The sequence below is a fragment of the Peredibacter starrii genome, assembly GCF_034259205.1.
Taxonomy (GTDB): Bacteria; Bdellovibrionota; Bacteriovoracia; order Bacteriovoracales; family Bacteriovoracaceae; genus Peredibacter; species Peredibacter starrii.
This window is the reverse complement of the sequence record NZ_CP139487.1, coordinates 234882-253527: the sequence shown is the minus strand read 5'-3', so window position 1 is coordinate 253527 and position 18646 is coordinate 234882. Positions and strand designations below refer to the sequence as shown.

Here is an 18646-nt window from a genome sequence, read left to right as displayed (position 1 = left end):
ATATTTTCTTTGGAGATTTAAATGGGTTCTGAGCAACGTAATGCCTTGATGGCAGTAGTCCTTTCTGGTGCAATTCTTTTTGGCTGGCAATATTTCTTTGCCCCACCAAAGCCGGCGGCAACCGCCCCTATAGAACCAACTGCTAAAACTCAACCTGTTCAGTCGGGCACTACCGCTCCAACTGAAGGCACAACTGCTGGTCCTATAGAACCAGTGGCAGACGAGATGTTCTCGCTTTCTGCTAACGGTGTGACTGTAAGCTTCGATAACTCACTTACTGTTACAAACTTTGAAAACCCACAGGCTGCTTTTGATTTCGGCGCGACAGTTGGTAAAGAAAAGCCAATGCGTGTTGAGTTTGATTTCGGTAACGGTTTTCACCCAATTCGTTTTGCTAAAACTGCTGAAGCTAACAAGTATTTCAGCGCTGAAAATGATGTGACACTTGTTACTGGTCTGGACGAGAAGGGGAGAGCAAATTTCGCTCTTACTTCTACGAAGCCATTCAAGTACCGTTTCGTTTACAACTCGGTTGCAAAGAAACTTGAAAACGGCCAAGAGCGATTTTTCTCATTCTTCACTGATAAATTAAACAAGCACCTTCCTGGTGATGAAGACAGTGGTGACCGTGCCATTAAATGGGCCGGTATTGATTTCAATTACCATCTTTTCGGAACTTATTTTGATAAAGAACAAAGTCTCATTTACAAGAATGGAACTGATAACACTTTTAGCATGTTCTCGAATAAGCCAGAGCTATCTCTGACCTATCACATGGTGTTTGTTAAAAAAGAATATAACTACCTGACTGAGCTTGGTAACCAGCTTAACAAATCAGTAGATTTCGGATGGTGGGGTATCTTCGCTGTTTGGATTCTTAAAGGACTTCAGTTCTTCCATAACTTCACTCCGAACTATGGTATCTGTATCATTCTTCTAACTCTTGTTGTTCGAATGATCACTTTCCCGCTTCAGTACAAGTCTTTCGTTTCAATGAAAAAACTTCAACTGGTTCAGCCGGAACTAACAAAAATCAGAGAGAAATTTAAAGACGATCCTGCTCGTATGCAGAAAGAATCAATGGAACTTTTCCGCAAGTCTGGTGCAAACCCGATTGGCGGATGTCTTCCGCTTCTTCTTCAAATGCCAGTGTTCTTCGCGTTCTATAAAGTACTTTATTCTGCTGTAGAACTAGTAGATGCTCCGTTCTTCGGATGGATTCAAGATCTTTCAAACAAAGATCCATACTTCGTACTTCCAGTGTTAATGACTGTTGCGATGTTCTTCCAGCAGAAACTAACTCCGAATACAATTCAGGATCCAGTTCAAAAGAAAATTATGCTTTTCATGCCACTAGTTTTCGGATTTATCATGAAAGATCTTCCATCTGGATTATCTCTCTATATTTTCGTTTCAACTTTGTTTGGTATTCTTCAACAGCTTATGGTTTTCAACGCTAAATCGAAGAACACACCTGTTGTAGTATGAAGTTTCTTTATTCGGATGATCCAATCATCGCTTGCAGCACTTGTACGCACGCGCACGCAGCGATGGGGGTCATCCGGATCTCCGGTTTCAAATCCCTCGCACAATTCGCCCCATTTTTTGAAAAAGATCTGACTGGTCCTATAGAACCACGCCGTGTGTATTACACGAAACTGGTCCTACAGGGGCAGACAATCGACGATATTTGCCTGACTTATTTCCAAGGTCCTAAGAGCTACAACGGGGAAAACATCCTGGAGCTCTCGGTTCACGGTAATACCCTCAATATTGAGCGTATTTTAGAGCTTTTTGTGGCCCATGGCGGGTGTCGCCTGGCGAACCCAGGGGAGTTCACTTATCGCGCGCTAAAAAACAAGAAATTGACCCTATCTCAAGTAGAGGGGTTGGATCTCTTTTTAAATGCCAATACTGGCTACGCTCTTGATCAGGGACTTTCACTCTTAAGTGGAAATCTCCAGGAAGTTTATCAAGAACTCTATGATCTCTTTTTGAAACACAAATCTTCCCTCGAACTCTCAATTGATTTCGCGGAAGACATTGGAGAAGAGGCGGCCCATAAGTATTACACAGATTCACTCGAGGAATTCGCTCGTAAATTTCAAGCACTGGTAAAGCGCGTGCGTCCGATGGAACATAATCTCATTCAACCAGAAATTGTTCTCGCTGGACTTCCGAACTCTGGAAAGAGTTCACTCTTCAATTATCTTCTCTCAGAGGAGAGAGCGATTGTTTCTTCAATTGCCGGAACCACTCGAGATTACCTCGCAGAGACGATGGTAATTGAAGGTGTGAAATATAAGCTGATTGATACGGCCGGTATTCGTGAGTCAGAAGATGTGATTGAGTCAGAGGGGATTAAGCGTACGAAGAAAAAATTAAAAGATAGTTTCTTCTCGATTCTCCTCGTGAATCCATTTGAGATCATCGAAGGCTTTGATGAACTTGTGAATAATGATTTTGATCTGGTGCTATTCACTCACGAAGATCTTCCAGGTTTCCAGGCGGCCCGCGATGCAGTTGTAAAAATGCATCCAAAACTTGGTCCTATGGGGGCAATTGATCTCAAGTCATTACCGGTTACATGGGAAGCCACTCTTCATGCGCTTGTAAATGAAAAATATTTAAACACAATTGATGGTAAACCAATATTATTGGATCGACATAAGCAATTGATATTGCAAACGAATCAGGTATTAACGAATTATCAACAAGTTAGCCGTTCAGAAACGGATGTAGCTATCTTGTCGCAAGAATTAAATGCCCTAGGGCATTGTATTTCAGAACTCATAGGTATAGTTTCTCCAGATCAAATCTTGAACTCTATTTTCTCAAATTTTTGTATCGGGAAATAGAATTGTTCCACGTGGAACATTTCAAATTTTTCCCAAGGACAGTATGAAGACTTTCGACATTATGGTTGTCGGCGGCGGTCATGCCGGTATCGAAGCAGCCTACATTGCTTCACAATTTAACTTAGATGTTGCGATCATTACCATTCCGGGAATCGGACTTGGCTCGGCTCCTTGTAACCCTTCAGTGGGTGGAGTTGGGAAAGGACAAGTGGTTCGCGAGCTCGATGCACTTGGTGGACTAATGGGAATACTGGCCGACAAAGCCGGGATCCAGTTCCGTACACTGAATGACTCAAAAGGCTTCGCTGTTCAGTCGTCACGAGTACAGATCGACAAAGACAAATATTCCGAGGAGGCCGAGAAGGTTATTGCTTCTATTCCTAACATCACAGTGATTCGAGAGAAAGTGGTCTCAATCGAGAAGACTGATGTCTTTACGGTCAAAGCCCAGAACACTTACACTGCTAAGAAGATCATTATGACAGTTGGGACTTTCCTCAATGGGAAACTCCATACGGGTTCTGAACAAACTGCAGGTGGTAGAGTAGGTTGCGATAAATCTGCCGGACTTCAGGATCTTTTTGCTGAGATTAAAACTAGACCACAGCGATTTAAGACCGGAACTCCTCCTAGGCTAGATAAGGACACGATTGATTACTCAAAACTAGAAGAACAGCCATCTGATTCGACAGTTCGTAACTTTCACTGCCTTCATACACCGTTTGAACGACATATTTCCCAGGTTTCGTGCTGGCTTGCCCGTACAAATCTGAACACTATGGAGATTATTCGCGCCAATAAAGAGAAAAGTCCGATGTTCAACGGACAAATTAAAGGTGTGGGAGCGAGATATTGTCCATCAATTGAAGATAAAGCTTATCGCTATCCAGATAAACAAGTTCACCATGTGTTCATTGAGCCTGAAGGACTTGATCTAGATACGATGTATCCGTCTGGGATTTCTTCTTCTCTACCGAAAGAGGTTCAAGAAGAGTATGTTCGTTCGATTGAGGGATTAGAAAAAGCAGAAATTAAAGTCTATGGATATGCAGTAGAGTACGATGTTATCGATACGACTGATCTAAAACTCACACTTGAGCATGTTCAAATAGAGAATTTATACTTCGCGGGCCAGGTAAATGGTACTTCAGGCTACGAAGAGGCCGCTGGACAAGGCTTTATCGCAGGTGCCAACGCTGCTTTATCGGTTTTAGGACTTGATCCACTCATTTTGAGTAGGCATGAGTCCTATATAGGGGTCATGATCGAAGATTTGACCTCAAATACACGAGATGAGCCATATAGACTGTTCACTGCACGCTCTGAGAACCGTCTTTTCATTAGAGAAGACAATTCTTTGCTTAGAATGAGCCCCTATAGGACCAGCTTTATGCTGAATCTTCCTATTGATAAGTATCAGCGCGATTTCATCGCCCAGTATGAAGAACTCATGAACTTTTGTGACGAAACTATGATTTCTGAGAAATCTCCCCTGATGAAACAGTTTTCGGGAGAAGGTGAGCTACAACAACTCGTAAGGCGCATGAGTGTTTCAGAAATACTCCGTCAGGCGTGGTTGAATCCAATTACCACCCTGGAAACCATTCTTTCTCACCACGGGCTGATGTTGGACTACGATTTGATCCGAACTGTGGCCATTTCTAAGAAATATGATGGCTACATCAAACGTTCAGAGGATCAATTCGCCAAATTGAAGAAAATGGACAATATGAGAATTGACTGGGAAGCCATCACTGCTTCCAGCAATATCTCTTTTGAATGTAAGCAAAGAATTGCCCGAATCAAGCCAGATACCTTCGGACAATTAAAACTAATCGAGGGAATTCGTCCCGCTACTCTGGCCGTTGTGGCAGCAAAGGCACTCTAATGTTAGATTTCGCAATTCGATACTTAAATGTACTTAAAACAGACTTAGCTGGGCTTAACCTCACTAATATCTTAGATCAGGACGAATTTTACCATAAGCAGATCCTCGACTCGATCAATCCCTACCTGCAGTCGGAACTCTTCCAGAAAGAGATCAAAAAGAGTGGAGTTGTAGTAGACGTGGGTTTTGGCGGCGGCTTCCCAATCCTTCCTCTGGCAAAGCTTCTTCCGGATGTACAGTTCGTGGGAGTAGAGTCGAAGAGAAAGAAGGTCGATGCGGTAAAACTGATTGCGGATAAGTTGGGTCTTACCAACGTAACACTGGTCCACTCTCGTCTTGAGGACTTCCTGTTTGATGAACCGGCGACGATCACTTTCAAGGCCGTGGGTACAATTCAGGACTATCTCCCGATCATTAATCGTACGACTCCCGACATAAGTGTCTTCCTTTATAAAGGTCCTAACTTTGTGGAGCTTGAGGGCGCGATGATCAAGAAATTAGAGAAAGACTGGAAGCTTCTCGAGAATCAAGAGATTAAAGTTCCAGGAACGCAGCAAAGGTTCTTGGTTTCGTTTGCTGCACAAAATGTTCCACGTGGAACGTCTAAAACGCTTGTCAAACTCTCTGAATTTCTCTAAAAATAAGGGTTCAAAAACAATTCTCGTGAGGATCTAAATGGCTAAAATCATTGCAATCGCGAACCAAAAAGGTGGCGTCGGAAAGACGACTACTTCAGTCAACTTAAGTGCATGTCTCGCTGCAGCAGAAAAGCGCACGCTTCTGATTGACCTGGATCCGCAAGGAAACGCAAGTTCGTGCTTGGGTGTAGAGAAGGAAACGTTCGCCAAGGCCAACGTTTATCACGCTCTTATTAACGAAGAAAGCTTCGATAACTGTATCTATAAAACTGAACTTCCACTTCTAGATCTTTGTCCATCTAACAATGACCTTGTTGGTGCTGAGCTAGAACTAGTTCATATGTTTGCTCGTGAATCAAAGTTGAAAGTTGCTCTTGAAGCTCTTCACAGCAAATACGATTACATCATCATCGACTGTGCTCCATCACTTAACTTATTAACTGTGAACGCATTCACTGCTGCTCACACTTATCTAGTTCCGATGCAGACAGAATATCTTGCGATGGAAGGTCTTTCACAGCTTTTAAATACTGTGAGACTTATCCGTGCTTCGCTTAACCCGAAGCTGACTCTCGAAGGTATCCTGCTTACGATGTACGATTCACGTAACAATCTTTGTAAGCTAGTGGCGAATGATCTTATGACCCACTTCAAGGACGACATTCTTAAATCAATCATTCCGAGAAACGTGAAGCTTTCTGAATGTACTTCATTCGGTAAGCCAATCATTCTTTACGATATTACTTCAAAGGGAAGTGAAGCATATCTATCTCTCGCGCGCGAAATTATTTTGAAGTCAGAGAAGAAACCTGAAGTTGCAAATCAGGTGAAAATGCCGCTTAACCAGCAGATCCCAAAATTTGAGGATTACCAGGTTCAACCTTAGGAGATGATTTATGCAAAAGAATAAACCACAACTCGGAAGAGGAATGGCCGCACTTCTAGGGAACAGCCCGGCCGCATACGCTGATGCTCCTGAAAAAGCCGCCCCTATAGAACCAGCTGCCGCCCAACAAGCGCCTGCTGCTGCTCCTAAAAAAGAAATTCAAATTGAAACTCAACCTATGCTGGTTGAAGTTGATAAGATCGTTCCTAACAAAGCTCAGCCCCGTAAGATCTTCAAAGAGAAGGATCTTCTTGAGCTTTCTGAATCGATCAAAGAAAACGGCGTAATCCAACCGATCATCGTTGTTGAAAAAGAAGGCGCATTTGAGATCGTAGCGGGGGAGAGACGTTACCGTGCTTCTCGCCTAGCTGGTCTTACGAAAATCCCTGTAATCGTGAAACGCGCGACGAAGAAAGATATCCTGGTGATGTCGATCATCGAAAACGTTCAACGTTCAGATCTAAACTGCGTGGAAGAAGCACTTGCTTACTTCCAACTTATGAATGAGTTCGAACTTACTCAGGAAGAAGTGGCAAAGAAGATCGGGAAAGAGCGTTCTACAATTGCTAACTTCCTTCGTATTCTTAAACTTCCAAAAGACGTGATTGTTTCTCTTCAAAAAGAACTTCTTTCTTTTGGCCACGCCAAGATCCTGGTTTCAATCGGTGACGATGAATCAGTGAAGCGTTTAGCGAACGAAGTAATCGCTAAGGGCCTTTCAGTTCGTGAACTGGAAGAGCTGGCAAAAAAGTCGAAGAAACCTTCGAAGAAGTCAGATGATAATAAATTTATAGCTGAGCAATATACACAGCTTAGAAATAAGCTTGAGCAAAAAACTGGTTACCACTTCGATGTGAAAGCAAAAAAGAATGGGGCCGGCGAAATCACAATTAAATTCAGCAACGAAGCCGAATTTAATGATATATTTGCTTATCTCATGAAATAGTCGGGAGAGACTTTTTTGGCTAAAAAGAACGATATTTGCGCCATCATCGAAGAGGGTTGCAAATTTGAAGGTAACCTATCATTCAGCGGTACTGTCCGTATCGCTGGGTACGTAAACGGCAGTATCTTTTCAAATGACACGCTGATCATTTCCGAAGGCGCCGTTATCAACGCCGATATCAATGCCAATATTGTGATCATTTCTGGTTCCGTGAAGGGCACGATTAAAGCTTCTTCACGCGTGGAAATTCGACGCCCAGCACGATTTGAAGGGACTGTAACCAGTCCAAGTTTGATCGTGGAAGAAGGGGTTATTTTCCACGGAATTACTAAGATGAAAGACAAAAAATAGACCCCCCATTTCCATTGACGAAATAGCCCCTATACCTTAAAAAATTACTGCTCAATTAAATTCGCTTCATTTTTAAGGTTTAACCTATGGAAACGTTTACCGCCATCTTCACACAACTAGGTGTGGATTCTTCTCTTGTCCCTCAATTTGTTATCATCACAATTGTGTTCGTGATTGCTCATTTCTTGTTCTTAGGAAAGTTGCAAGAAGTGCTAACAACTCGCGAAGAAAAAACTGTGAAGCTTGATAACGTAGCTGATGAAACTATCGAAAAGGTTCAGAAGATGCAGTCTGATTATCAGGCGAAAATCAATGAAGCTAATAGTTCATCACTAAAAACTTCTATCGAGAAAAAACAATCGATCACTCAGAAGTATACAGACCAGTACAAGCAAACTGAGAAAGAAGTTAACGCTTACGTTGATCAGTCTCGTAATGACTTCTCAAAAGAAATTGCTAGCAACAAAGGTCAATACCTTGCTGAAGCTGAAGCACTTTCTCAATCACTCGTTAATAAGATTCTTCAATAAGGAAAAATATGCGTTTCTGGACAGCTTACGCTTTTATCGCTCTTGGTTTCGCCACTAAAGCTCTTGCAGCTGGCGGCGGTCACGGTGAAGGTCACCACAGTTCAATTACAGATCTTATCGCTCCTGCAGTAAACGTTGCGATCCTTCTTGGTGTTCTTGCTTGGAAACTTAAAGGTCCTCTAGCTGCATACTTCAACAAACAATCTGATGACATCGCTAACACAATTGAGCGCGTGAATCTTAAGTCGAAGGAAGCAAAAATGCTTCTTGAGTCTGAAGAGAGAAAAGCGGCCAACGTTGCTAACGAAGTTAAAGCCATTCACGCTCAAGCTGAGAACGAAGTTCTGGCCTTTGAAAAAAATCTTTCTCGTGAAACTGATGAGAGAACACAAAAACTTAAATCAGATGCAAATCTTAAGCTTCAAGCTGATAAGAAGGCCGCAATGGACGAGCTTAATGCTGAACTTCTGAACGAAGTAATCGCTAAAACAAAATCTACAATTAAGACCAATAAAGACTATCAATCTAAAGTTTCTTCGAAACTTTTGAAAGGGCTCTAAGATATGAAAGAACAAGCAGTAGCTCGCGTTTACGCGAAATCACTTCTTGAGCTTGGCGATGATAATAAAGTTAACATCGCTGACGAGCTTACAAAGCTTACAGAAGTAATTAACAAATCAAATGAGCTTGAGAACGTATTGTTCCTCGAGCTTTTCACGCTTGAAGAGAAGAAAACTGTATTCGTAGAAGTTGCGAAGAAGCTTTCTCTTTCTGCAATCACGACAGAAACTGTGAAGTTCCTGATCGATGAAAAGCGTATTGGCATTCTTCCATTGATCATCAAAGAAGTGATCGTTATGGACGATGACCGCCGTGGTTTCATGAAAGGCACAATCGAAGGCTCTGATGCTCAGATTGATCCTGCTTTCAAAGCTAAAATCGAATCATTCTTGAAGAATAAACTTGGTCGCGAACCATCTCTAAATTACGTTCAAAACAGTAATTTATCTGCTGGTTACAAAGTGACTGTAGAAGATCTTCAATTAGATGCTTCTTTAGACAATCAGTTAGAACAATTTAAACAATCAATTCTTAGCGAATAATTAACCCAGAAAAAGGGAAGGGATTTTAGATGAGTACATCAATCAGACCTGAAGAAATCACAGGCATCATCAAAGAGCGAATTGCAAACTTTGAATCGCGCCTTCAGATGAACGAAATTGGGACAGTCCTCACAATTGGTGACGGTGTGGCCCGCGTATTTGGTTTAAAAAACGTTCTGGCCGGCGAGCTTGTTGAGTTCGAAGGCGGAGTTAAAGGAATGGTTCTTAACCTTGAAGCTAACAACGTTGGTATCGTGGTTCTTGGTAACGACGAAACAATTAAAGAAGGCTCAACAGTTAAGCGTACAGAAAAAATCGTATCTGTTCCAGTTGGTGACGCTCTACTTGGTCGCGTAGTAAACGCAATCGGTGAGCCAATCGATGGTCAGGGTGAAATTAAAGCTACTAACTTCCGTAACGTTGAAGTTAAAGCTCCAGGAATTATTGCTCGTAAATCAGTTCACGAGCCAATGCAGACTGGTATTAAAGCAATCGACGCCATGATCCCAATCGGTCGTGGTCAGCGTGAGCTTATCATTGGTGACCGTAAGACTGGTAAAACAGCAGTTGCCGTTGACACTATCATTAACCAAAAAGGTAAAGGCGTAGTTTGCGTTTACGTAGCTATCGGCCAGAAACAATCTACAGTACGTCAGGTTTACCAAAAGCTTCTTGAAGCTGGTGCTCTTGAGTACACAATCATCGTTTCAGCAACTGCTTCTCACTCAGCCCCTCTTCAATACCTAGCTCCATATACTGGTGCTACTATGGGTGAGTACTACCGTGACCAAGGTAAGCACGCGCTTATCGTGTACGATGACTTAACAAAACAATCACAAGCTTACCGTCAGCTTTCACTTCTTCTTCGTCGTCCGCCAGGACGTGAAGCATTCCCAGGGGACGTATTCTATATTCACTCACGTCTTCTAGAGCGTGCTTGTAAAGTTAACGATGAACTAGGTGCTGGATCTCTTACAGCTCTTCCAATCATCGAAACTCAAGAAGGTGACGTAGCTGCATACATTCCAACAAACGTAATTTCGATTACAGATGGTCAGATCTACCTTGAATCAGATCTTTTCAACTCTGGTATCCGTCCAGCGGTAAACGTTGGTCTTTCGGTTTCTCGAGTTGGTGGTTCTGCTCAAATTAAAGCAATGAAAAAAGTTGCTGGTACTCTTCGTCTTGATCTTGCTCAATACCGTGAACTTGCGGCCTTCGCTCAGTTCGGTTCTGACCTAGATGAAGCGACTCAACGTCAGCTTAACCGTGGTGCTCGTCTTGTTGAACTTCTTAAGCAAGGTCAGTACTCACCAATGGATGTTATCGATCAATCGGTATCTATCTTTGCTGCTACTAAAGGTTTCTTCGATGCAATCCCTGTGAACAAAATTCAACAGGTAGAAAAAGACCTTCTTGCTACTCTTAACTCTCGTCACGCTGATCTTATGAACGCTATGAGAGCTGAGAAGCAAATGTCTGCTGAGAACGAGTCTAAGGTTGTAGAAATCGTTAAGAACTTCGTTGCTAGCTACAAGGCTTAATTTTAAGGATTAAAGACCATGGCAAATATTAAAGAACTCAAGAAAAAGATCAAAAGTACCAAAGGTACTTTTAAGATCACAAAGGCCATGAAGCTTGTATCAGCTGCAAAGTTGAACAAAGCTCAGGTCCGTATCTTGGGTCTTCGTCCATACTCGGTCGAGCTGGAAGAGACAGTGAGAACTGTCTCTGCACTTGCCGCGAACTACACGAATGAGTACTTCACACAGAAGGAAAATACGAAATCTGTGGTTCTGGTAATTTCATCTGATAAAGGTCTTTGCGGTGGTTATAACTCATCACTTGCAAAAACTATCAGACGCTTTACTGCCGAAACTAAAAACGAAGATCTGAAGTTCTTCTTCATTGGTAAAAAAGTTCGTGATCTGATTCAAAAAGAAGTGAACTCTGGAAAGACGTTCACTTTCGCTAAAGCAGATCCGACATATGAAGAAGTTCGTAAAGTGGCCGATGAACTGGGCGCTATGTTTATCAACGGCGAGGTAGGCAAGGTTTACGTTGCTTACAACTCATTCATTTCTGCGATCGCATTCGATTCTAAAGTTAGACAGCTTCTACCTATGCAGGTATCAGCTTCTGATAAAGAAACTATCAAGTCTAAGTACCCTTATGACTTTAAATATGAGCCAAGTGCTGAGCAAATTCTGGACACTCTCGTTCCAGAAGTATATCTCACTACGGTTTATACTTGTGTTCTAGATGCCATTGCCTCTGAGCATGGTTCTCGTATGAACGCGATGGAAAACGCATCGAAGAACAGTAAAGAAGTTATTAAAAAGTTATCACTAAAAATGAATAAGATGAGACAGGCGAGAATTACAACCGAACTAATCGAAGTTGTATCTGGTGCTGAATCTCTAAACGGTTAAGGAGCCATTCAAATGGAACAAAATACAGGCGTTATTCGTCAGGTGTTGGGACCAGTAATCGACGTTGAGTTTTCTAACGGAAAACTACCGGCGCTTTACAACGCTCTCAAGATCACTAACAAAACTATGCCGGGCGGAGAAGGCAACCTAACGGTTGAAGTAGCATCTCACCTAGGTAACAACATGGTTCGTTGTATCGCTATGGATGCAACTGAAGGTCTTGCTCGCGGACAAGAAGTTAAAGACACAGGAGCTCCAATTCAAGCTCCAGTAGGTCGTGAATGTCTTGGTCGTATCATCAACGTTATCGGAGAAGCAGTGGATGAAGCTGGTCCTCTTAATAACAAGAAGAGCTACCCAATTCACCGTGAAGCTCCTAAATTCGCAAATCAATCTACTAAGAAAGAGCCATTCTTCACTGGTATTAAAGTAATCGACCTTCTAGCTCCATACCTTAAGGGTGGTAAGATCGGTCTATTCGGTGGTGCAGGTGTAGGTAAGACGGTTCTAATTATGGAACTTATTAACAACATCGCTACTCAGCACGGGGGCTTCTCTGTATTCGCTGGTGTAGGTGAGCGTACTCGTGAAGGTAACGATCTTTGGCACGAAATGAAAGACTCTGGAGTTCTTTCAAAAACTGCTCTTTGTTACGGTCAAATGAACGAGCCACCTGGAGCACGTGCACGTGTTGCTCTAACTGGTCTTTCACTAGCTGAGTACTTCCGTGATGAAGAAAAACAAGACGTACTATTCTTCGTTGATAACATCTTCCGTTTTACACAAGCTGGTTCTGAGGTTTCTGCCCTTCTAGGTCGTATTCCTTCAGCTGTGGGTTACCAACCAACACTTGGTACTGAAATGGGTGCAATGCAAGAGCGTATTACATCTACAAAAGACGGTTCGATTACATCTATTCAAGCTGTATACGTTCCTGCGGATGACTATACCGATCCAGCTCCTGCTACAACGTTCGCTCACTTGGATGCAACTACAGAACTTTCTCGTCAGATCGCTGAGCTTGGAATTTACCCTGCGGTAGATCCTCTTTCATCTTCATCTACGATTCTTTCTGAAGAAATCATGGGCCTTGATCACTATACAACTGCTCGTGCAGTTCAATCAGTGCTTCAAAAATATAAAGAACTTCAAGATATCATCGCCATTCTTGGTATGGATGAACTTTCTGAAGACGATAAGAAACTCGTGGCACGTGCTCGTAAGATCCAGAAGTTCCTTTCTCAGCCGTTCTTCGTTGCTGAGCAGTTCACTGGTATTCCGGGTCAATTCGTGAAAATCGAAGACACTATTAAAGGTTTCAAAGCAATTCTAGCTGGTGAAGTTGATCACCTTCCAGAGCAAGCTTTCTACCTTGTTGGTGGAATTGAAATGGTACACGAAAAAGCTAAGAAACTTTCTGAAGGGAAGTAATTATGGCATCAGCCTTTAAACTCAATCTTTTCACGCCTAAGGGTGTAGTGATTAAAGATCTTGAGTGTAACGACATCACGATTCCAACAGTTCGCGGGGAGATTAACATTCTCCCTGAACATACTCACATTCTTACTGAGCTGAGCACAGGAATTTTGACTGCTAAAACACCAATGGGAACTCGTCACTTTTCTGTGACTGCAGGTCTTTGCCGTGTTTTAAAAGATACAGTAACTATTCTTTCGTTCACTTCTGAGCGTGCTGAAGACATCGATCTTGAACGTGCTAAGTCTGCAAAGGCCAAGGCCCATGATCGTCTATCAGGCAAAGAAACTCTAACTGATGTGGATCTTATCAAGTTCCGCAGAAAGATGGAGAGAGCTGAGCTTCGTTTAAGACTTGCGAACCTAAAGTAATTCTTTAAAACCCGTCTTCGGACGGGTTTTTTTTTGCCATTTTTCCAAAATCTGCCGATATGATGAGATGAAAGGAGTCCCTATGAAATTCCTGATCCTCTTAATCGTCTTTGCCCCTACAGCATTTGCCTTTGATCTTGAGGCCGCAAAAGCGGTTCATCAGAAGTTTTGTGATCAAAAGGTAGAAGAGGCCTGCGCCACCATCGAATGTGTTAAAAACCCAAGCGAAGAATGCAAAATGCCTGAACCCAGTGCCACCCGCAAAGTGCAGTTGGAAAAACAGGCCGCTGAAATCAAAAAGCGTTGTCCAAAAGAAGAGGACCACGAATGCATTTTGAAAGAGAACAAGGACATCACCAAAGAAGTTCTGGAAATGGATTGCATCAAAGGTGATAAGACCGCCTGCTACTTCATCGAACTCTCAAAGACCCTCTAGTTATCCACGGCCTTGTGGAAAACAAGGCCAGCTACCCATGACTACTCAGTAAATTCTCAACATTTCCAGCACTTGAATAAGCAGAAAATAGCGACCGGCAACTTTTGAGTGACGAGAAAATTTTGCAATTCAGATAAAATAAACACATATGTCGTTCATGCTTAACAGGATGTTTGCTTATTTTACGCTTGCTGCGTACCTCTTCGTAGGTACTGTGGCCCTGCGTTTTGCAATGCCAGTAATGAAAGACGTTTCTATCTCTGGCGATTACCTCGCTCTTTTCTCAGAGACATCATTTAAATCAAACGACACTGTAGATGTAGCTGCTCCTGAAATGCACTTCGCGGACATTAAGTTCCCGGTTGTGAAGAAAGAAGTTGTGGTTGCTGTTGTTAAGCCGGTTGCTAAGAAGCCGGTGGTTGTAGTTGTTCAAAAGCCAGCTGAACTTAAAGTAGAGAAAGTGGCGAAGAACGAACTACCTTTTTATGAGCCAGTTAAACTTCACCCAGTAGTAATGAACCAACCACTTCAAACGAACCTGGTTGCTCTTTATAAGGATCTTGAAACTTCGATGGTGGCAAAATCTGCCGCTCCAGTATCTGATGAAGTTTCGACTATCCAATCAAGCGATGCTGAGCCGACGTTCTTCGAATACGATGAAGAGGAAAAAGTTGCCGCTCAGAAACCAGCATCAATTCCAGAAATTCCAACAAAAGATGAAGTTGTTAACAATGTGGATAAAACACAAAATGTGGACAACGTTTCAGAAGAAGTATCTGTTGATGATTTAGTTGCCTTCGATTACTCACAAGTAAATGCCGATATCAAGTCACAGGCGATGCCAATGGTAAGCACAGTGACTACTCAAAAATCTGAGACACCGGTGCAAGGTAACAAAGCTCCAGCAACATCTTCTACTAAAGCTAAGCCAGCGCCTAAGCAAGAAGAGATCGCAAGTTCTGAAAAGAACGCACTTCTTGTTCCAAAAACGCTCGCAAGTCGCCTGACTATCCAGGCAGTAGGAACAGACTTCGTGACTACTCAATCAGAAGTTGGATTTGAAGTAAGATTCCAAGATGATTTATCTGAGGCCATCCAAGATTATGGCCACGGTGAAGTGACTATCCAAAATAAACTCGCTTCTGCCCGCATGAATCGTTCAGTAACATTGTTGAAGCGTGGATTCACACCAACAAATACTGACCTGATTGTGGAAGAAGGAGACGCCGCAGTATCAGTACCAGTCATTGAAGAATCAAAATTTAATAAGCTACTTGCTCCATATGAGTCACGCGGTCCAATCGGATCAGTTCTTATCGAGCTGGATGATTCTACTGAAGATGTTACCCTTGATGTTCCATACTCAGCGGTTATGACTCTTGATGGCGAAATGAATGAAACAAAAGAATCGGATTTCCGTTACCAACTGTTCGTTGGTGTTAAGGCCGGAAATGCGCTTCTAAGTTATAAAGATGCTCGCGGTAACGTGACTTCGAAAATTATCCACATCCATGAAAGAGAACTTACTTTCGACGCTAACTTTTTTGAAACTGTAAAAAATGAAGAAGTGAAGCTGTTTGAAGAAGATCTACTTGGCCAGGAGAAGACACCACTTATCATCTCATCTGAGCAGGTTAAACAATTTGCAACAGATAAGACTGCTAAGAAACTAAATGACCATACTTATAAGATGGACTTCGATAAGACCCTTCTAGGTGCTCGTCGTTATCTGGAACTTGGTCACCAAGATGAGCCGGTTTTTGTTGGTATGAAAGAAAATACAAACGTTGAAGTTCCTTCTGAGAATTTCATGCGCTATATCCTTTCTCGCTTTGAAGGCGCGAAGCTTGGGAACCGTTGTTTAGTTCAGGTGAACCTTTCTAAGAAAGCACTTAAAGTAGACGTGGCAGCTGAGTCAGTTGGTATGTCACTTGTGACTTATACTCAGATCCTTGATAACGATGGCAAGTTCTACGATTCACTTGGTGATAAGAGCCGCAAAATCATCGTTGTAGGTGAGAACCAAGGTGCAGAAGAGTATGGCCAAGATGGTAAAATCAATCTGAAAGTAACTTATCAAGATGGAACTGTTGAGTTCCTGGGAAGCTACTGTTCGCCAAATACTTATCTAGTAGAGCAGCTTTGATTTCTTAAAAAGCGTTCCCAGTCTTTTGGTTTCATTTTCAACAAATCCTTATACGCCACCTGATAGAACTTGTTCTTAGGCAGGATCGATTTCGTCGTAATGATGTAACCCTTCGGCAAGTTCGTTTGAAGTTCAGTAATGTGCTGGTTGTGAAAATGCACATCATCCATCATCTTTTCGTTTAGTTCTTTCGGAAGTCTCAAAGAACATTTGGTCATGTAGAAGTTGAGATCTTCATCTACGTCTGGGCGGTCATGCTCATGCAGATCACTAAAAAGTTCTTCTCGGTAAGCGAGGGTGTGGGCCAGGGCCAGGAACTCACTGTAAAAGTTCTTCGAAGCAAATCCAAAATGCTGAGAATCACTGTGCTTAATGATGTCTTCCAGGTCCACATCATTAGATGCGAGTTCACGTTTTGATTTGAGAAGGTGTTTAGTTCCTGAGTTGTAGGCCGTTACTGCCAGATCCCAGGATTTCATGATCTTAAAATTTTCGGACATTAAATGTCCGGCCGCGAGTGAAGCGACCCCCACGTTCGAGCGATAGTCGCCGTGAGTGGTACGTTTAGGAACGTAGTAACTGGCAATAAGTGGCATGAACTGCCAAACCCCAAGGGCATTTACTTTAGAATGAGCTTTCGGATTGAAGCTTGATTCCAGGAATGGAATTGCCAGAAGTTCTTTCGGAAGATTGCGATCAGTGAAGTATTTACCGAGAAAATGCTGATAAGGAAGAGACCTCATCACACCATCACGGATAAAGTTCTTCTGGCCGGTCTGAGTTCTGAGATTGTGTTTAAGCTTATTGAAAAAAATACTTCGATCCGATTTCTTGATCGGAAGCTCAACATTTGCTTGTTTCAAAACACGATAAATATCTTTGGCAGAAGAACTGAGAGAGTAAGGTTCTTTGGCGAGATCCTCAAGTTCCTTTTCCAGATCATCCAAGCGCTCTTGTGAAATTTTTTGCTGAAGCACATACAGAGTGTTTTTAGGAAGATCTTTGCGATGAAGTTCTGAGAAATCCAGCACCTTATAAATAAGATTCAAATTACTCTTATCGTGAATCACGACTTGATTCGATTCGAATTGAGTGTAGATCAAAAACCAGAAATGAACGTTGGGGTAGTAATAGTCAGTTACCTTGAAGACGTCTGCAACTCTGTCGTCGTGATCATCCAGATAATCGCGGAATGCCTCAGTCGACATCCATAATTGTTCACGAACATCTCCCTCAGTTTCCTTGGGAACAGGACGCCAACTTAACTCTGTTCCAAAATAAGGGTCAGAGGCCGTGACTAGAATCACACAACAAACGGCAATCAGGAGATACTTTATGATCATTTAGAGCCCAGAATCTGCATTGTTCGCTTATAACCGGCCTCTACTGCGTGAGCAGAAACTTTTGAGTTAAGAGAGAAAGAGTTTGCAAAGAATAATTTGTAATCGTGATGATCCGGGAAAATATCAATGAGTTTTACCTTCGGATTGATATTCAGTTTTCTTTGAAGAATCGCCATAATTTCACGACGGTGGTTCTGAGAAAATTTTTCGGATTTCATATAGTCATTAACGGTATCAATGATATCGATCGCCTTGGCCCGCTCAGCTCGAGAGGCCACGATTTTTTTCTGAATCATGAGATAGATTGATTGAATGGCAATTGGAGGAAGCCCGTAATTGACGAGAGAGCCGACCTCATCATGAAAGTGATAAGGGGTATGAGTCCAGGAACTAATGATGACTTCACAACCGTTGTCTTCCGCAACGTGCGTAGAAAGGGTTTCGCGGATTTCTCCGTCGATATAATAATCAATGCCATTAGTGAGACGGTTTTTAATTGGATATGGACAATAAAACGGTGGAACGCTCATACTGGCCGCGGCCGCATATGAAACATTCGTTCCGGTATAATAGACCGAGGTACTGTCGTGAGACGGGTTCGGATAATTATATTTTGAGAAAATAACCTTTCGTGAGTGATCGAGCTGAGTCGCCACGATAAATAAATCCGGAGCGAAATCTTCGAATCGGTCATTTTCAATGACGTTATCCAATAAATAGCGACGAACGCCTTCCGTGGTAAAAAAACCAGGAAGTGAGATCACCGGCTTCAGCATGTTTTTTAAAAGAGTCGGGAAACCATCCAGTGGAAAATAAAGTTCGCTCTTAGGGGCTTTGAGTTCCGGCCGCTTGATGGCGAACATGTCTTTATAGGTAATGCCCTTTAAACGAGATCCCTTAATTCCTAGAGTTGCCTGGATGACGTCCTGTGGAGTGTATCCGGCAGCGAGGTAAACACAAATCATTGCTCCAGCAGAAGAACCAACATAGGTTCCGATCTCGAGACTTTTTTGGTTTAAATCCTGTCCGGGTGAAGAATTTTTATTACTCTTAAGTGAAAAGCCGAGTTCTTCCAACGCCAGGGTTACTCCCAGGTGCCAGGCAGCTGCTTTAACAACCCCGCCGGATAAAACCAGCGCGATTTTTTTATTTTTCAGCTCATTCAAATCAACCGACATCTTTACTCAACTTTTCTCTATGATTTTTGCTTTTGCACATTCTTATCGGATTCTTTAAAATTAA

18 protein-coding genes are annotated in these 18646 nt (G+C 42.4%); 16 read left to right on the top strand and 2 right to left on the bottom strand.

Annotated features, from left to right (window positions below; translation table 11 throughout):
- The first annotated feature begins 21 nt into the window (after positions 1–21).
- The 16 genes from yidC to SOO65_RS01325 all read left to right on the top strand — a co-directional run bounded on the left by yidC (position 22) and on the right by SOO65_RS01325 (position 16061).
- Positions 22–1488: a membrane protein insertase YidC gene (yidC, locus tag SOO65_RS01400; protein WP_321395781.1), complete on the top strand. Its 1467-nt coding sequence runs from the start codon at positions 22–24 to the stop codon at positions 1486–1488.
- Positions 1485–2858, top strand: a complete 1374-nt coding sequence (locus SOO65_RS01395) for a tRNA modification GTPase (protein ID WP_321395778.1) — start codon at positions 1485–1487, stop codon at positions 2856–2858. Before yidC ends, SOO65_RS01395 begins: the two co-directional genes overlap by 4 nt.
- 43 nt (positions 2859–2901) lie before the next feature.
- The gene (gene mnmG / locus SOO65_RS01390; RefSeq protein ID WP_321395776.1) at positions 2902–4746 is read left to right on the top strand and encodes a tRNA uridine-5-carboxymethylaminomethyl(34) synthesis enzyme MnmG; all 1845 of its coding nucleotides are present in this window, start codon (positions 2902–2904) and stop codon (positions 4744–4746) included.
- Positions 4746–5384 carry an RsmG family class I SAM-dependent methyltransferase gene (locus SOO65_RS01385; protein WP_321395774.1) on the top strand — a complete coding sequence of 213 codons (639 nt, stop codon included), beginning with the start codon at positions 4746–4748 and terminating at the stop codon, positions 5382–5384. The genes mnmG and SOO65_RS01385 overlap by 1 nt, the downstream gene beginning before the upstream one ends.
- 37 nt (positions 5385–5421) lie before the next feature.
- On the top strand, positions 5422–6270 hold the full coding sequence (locus SOO65_RS01380; protein ID WP_321395772.1) for a ParA family protein: 849 nt from the start codon (positions 5422–5424) through the stop codon (positions 6268–6270).
- A gap of 10 nt (positions 6271–6280) precedes the next feature.
- Positions 6281–7216 carry a ParB/RepB/Spo0J family partition protein gene (locus tag SOO65_RS01375; RefSeq protein WP_321395770.1) on the top strand — a complete coding sequence of 312 codons (936 nt, stop codon included), beginning with the start codon at positions 6281–6283 and terminating at the stop codon, positions 7214–7216.
- A gap of 15 nt (positions 7217–7231) precedes the next feature.
- The gene (locus tag SOO65_RS01370; protein ID WP_321395767.1) at positions 7232–7567 is read left to right on the top strand and encodes a bactofilin family protein; all 336 of its coding nucleotides are present in this window, start codon (positions 7232–7234) and stop codon (positions 7565–7567) included.
- Positions 7568–7653: 86 nt separating this feature from the next.
- A complete protein-coding gene (locus tag SOO65_RS01365) occupies positions 7654–8097 on the top strand; it encodes a hypothetical protein (RefSeq protein ID WP_321395764.1) in 444 nt (147 codons plus the stop codon).
- Between the two features lie 8 nt (positions 8098–8105).
- Positions 8106–8657 (top strand): F0F1 ATP synthase subunit B, encoded by a 552-nt coding sequence (locus tag SOO65_RS01360; protein WP_321395761.1) that lies wholly within the window; start codon positions 8106–8108, stop codon positions 8655–8657.
- Positions 8658–8660: 3 nt separating this feature from the next.
- Positions 8661–9200, top strand: coding sequence for a F0F1 ATP synthase subunit delta (locus SOO65_RS01355; protein WP_321395758.1), 540 nt, complete (start codon positions 8661–8663; stop codon positions 9198–9200).
- 29 nt (positions 9201–9229) lie between these two features.
- The gene (gene atpA, locus SOO65_RS01350; protein ID WP_321395755.1) at positions 9230–10744 is read left to right on the top strand and encodes a F0F1 ATP synthase subunit alpha; all 1515 of its coding nucleotides are present in this window, start codon (positions 9230–9232) and stop codon (positions 10742–10744) included.
- An 18-nt stretch (positions 10745–10762) separates the two neighbouring features.
- Complete coding sequence (atpG, locus tag SOO65_RS01345) at positions 10763–11632, top strand: ATP synthase F1 subunit gamma (protein WP_321395753.1); 870 nt, start codon at positions 10763–10765, stop codon at positions 11630–11632.
- A gap of 12 nt (positions 11633–11644) precedes the next feature.
- A complete protein-coding gene (gene atpD, locus SOO65_RS01340; protein ID WP_321395750.1) occupies positions 11645–13063 on the top strand; it encodes a F0F1 ATP synthase subunit beta in 1419 nt (472 codons plus the stop codon).
- Positions 13064–13065: 2 nt separating this feature from the next.
- Entirely contained in the window at positions 13066–13479 is a 414-nt protein-coding gene (gene atpC / locus SOO65_RS01335) for an ATP synthase F1 subunit epsilon (protein ID WP_321395748.1), read from the top strand.
- Between the two features lie 82 nt (positions 13480–13561).
- Positions 13562–13915, top strand: coding sequence for a hypothetical protein (locus SOO65_RS01330; RefSeq protein ID WP_321395746.1), 354 nt, complete (start codon positions 13562–13564; stop codon positions 13913–13915).
- Positions 13916–14063: 148 nt separating this feature from the next.
- On the top strand, positions 14064–16061 hold the full coding sequence (locus SOO65_RS01325) for a hypothetical protein (protein WP_321395743.1): 1998 nt from the start codon (positions 14064–14066) through the stop codon (positions 16059–16061).
- On the opposite strand, the gene SOO65_RS01320 is transcribed toward SOO65_RS01325, so the two are convergent.
- Together SOO65_RS01320 and SOO65_RS01315 are read right to left on the bottom strand one after the other, a co-directional pair.
- On the bottom strand, positions 16040–17404 hold the full coding sequence (locus SOO65_RS01320) for a transglycosylase SLT domain-containing protein (RefSeq protein ID WP_321395740.1): 1365 nt from the start codon (positions 17402–17404) through the stop codon (positions 16040–16042). The two genes, SOO65_RS01325 and SOO65_RS01320, sit on opposite strands and share 22 nt — an antisense overlap.
- On the bottom strand, positions 17401–18582 hold the full coding sequence (locus SOO65_RS01315) for a patatin-like phospholipase family protein (RefSeq protein ID WP_321395738.1): 1182 nt from the start codon (positions 18580–18582) through the stop codon (positions 17401–17403). Before SOO65_RS01315 ends, SOO65_RS01320 begins: the two co-directional genes overlap by 4 nt.
- Between the last annotated feature and the right edge of the window lie 64 nt (positions 18583–18646).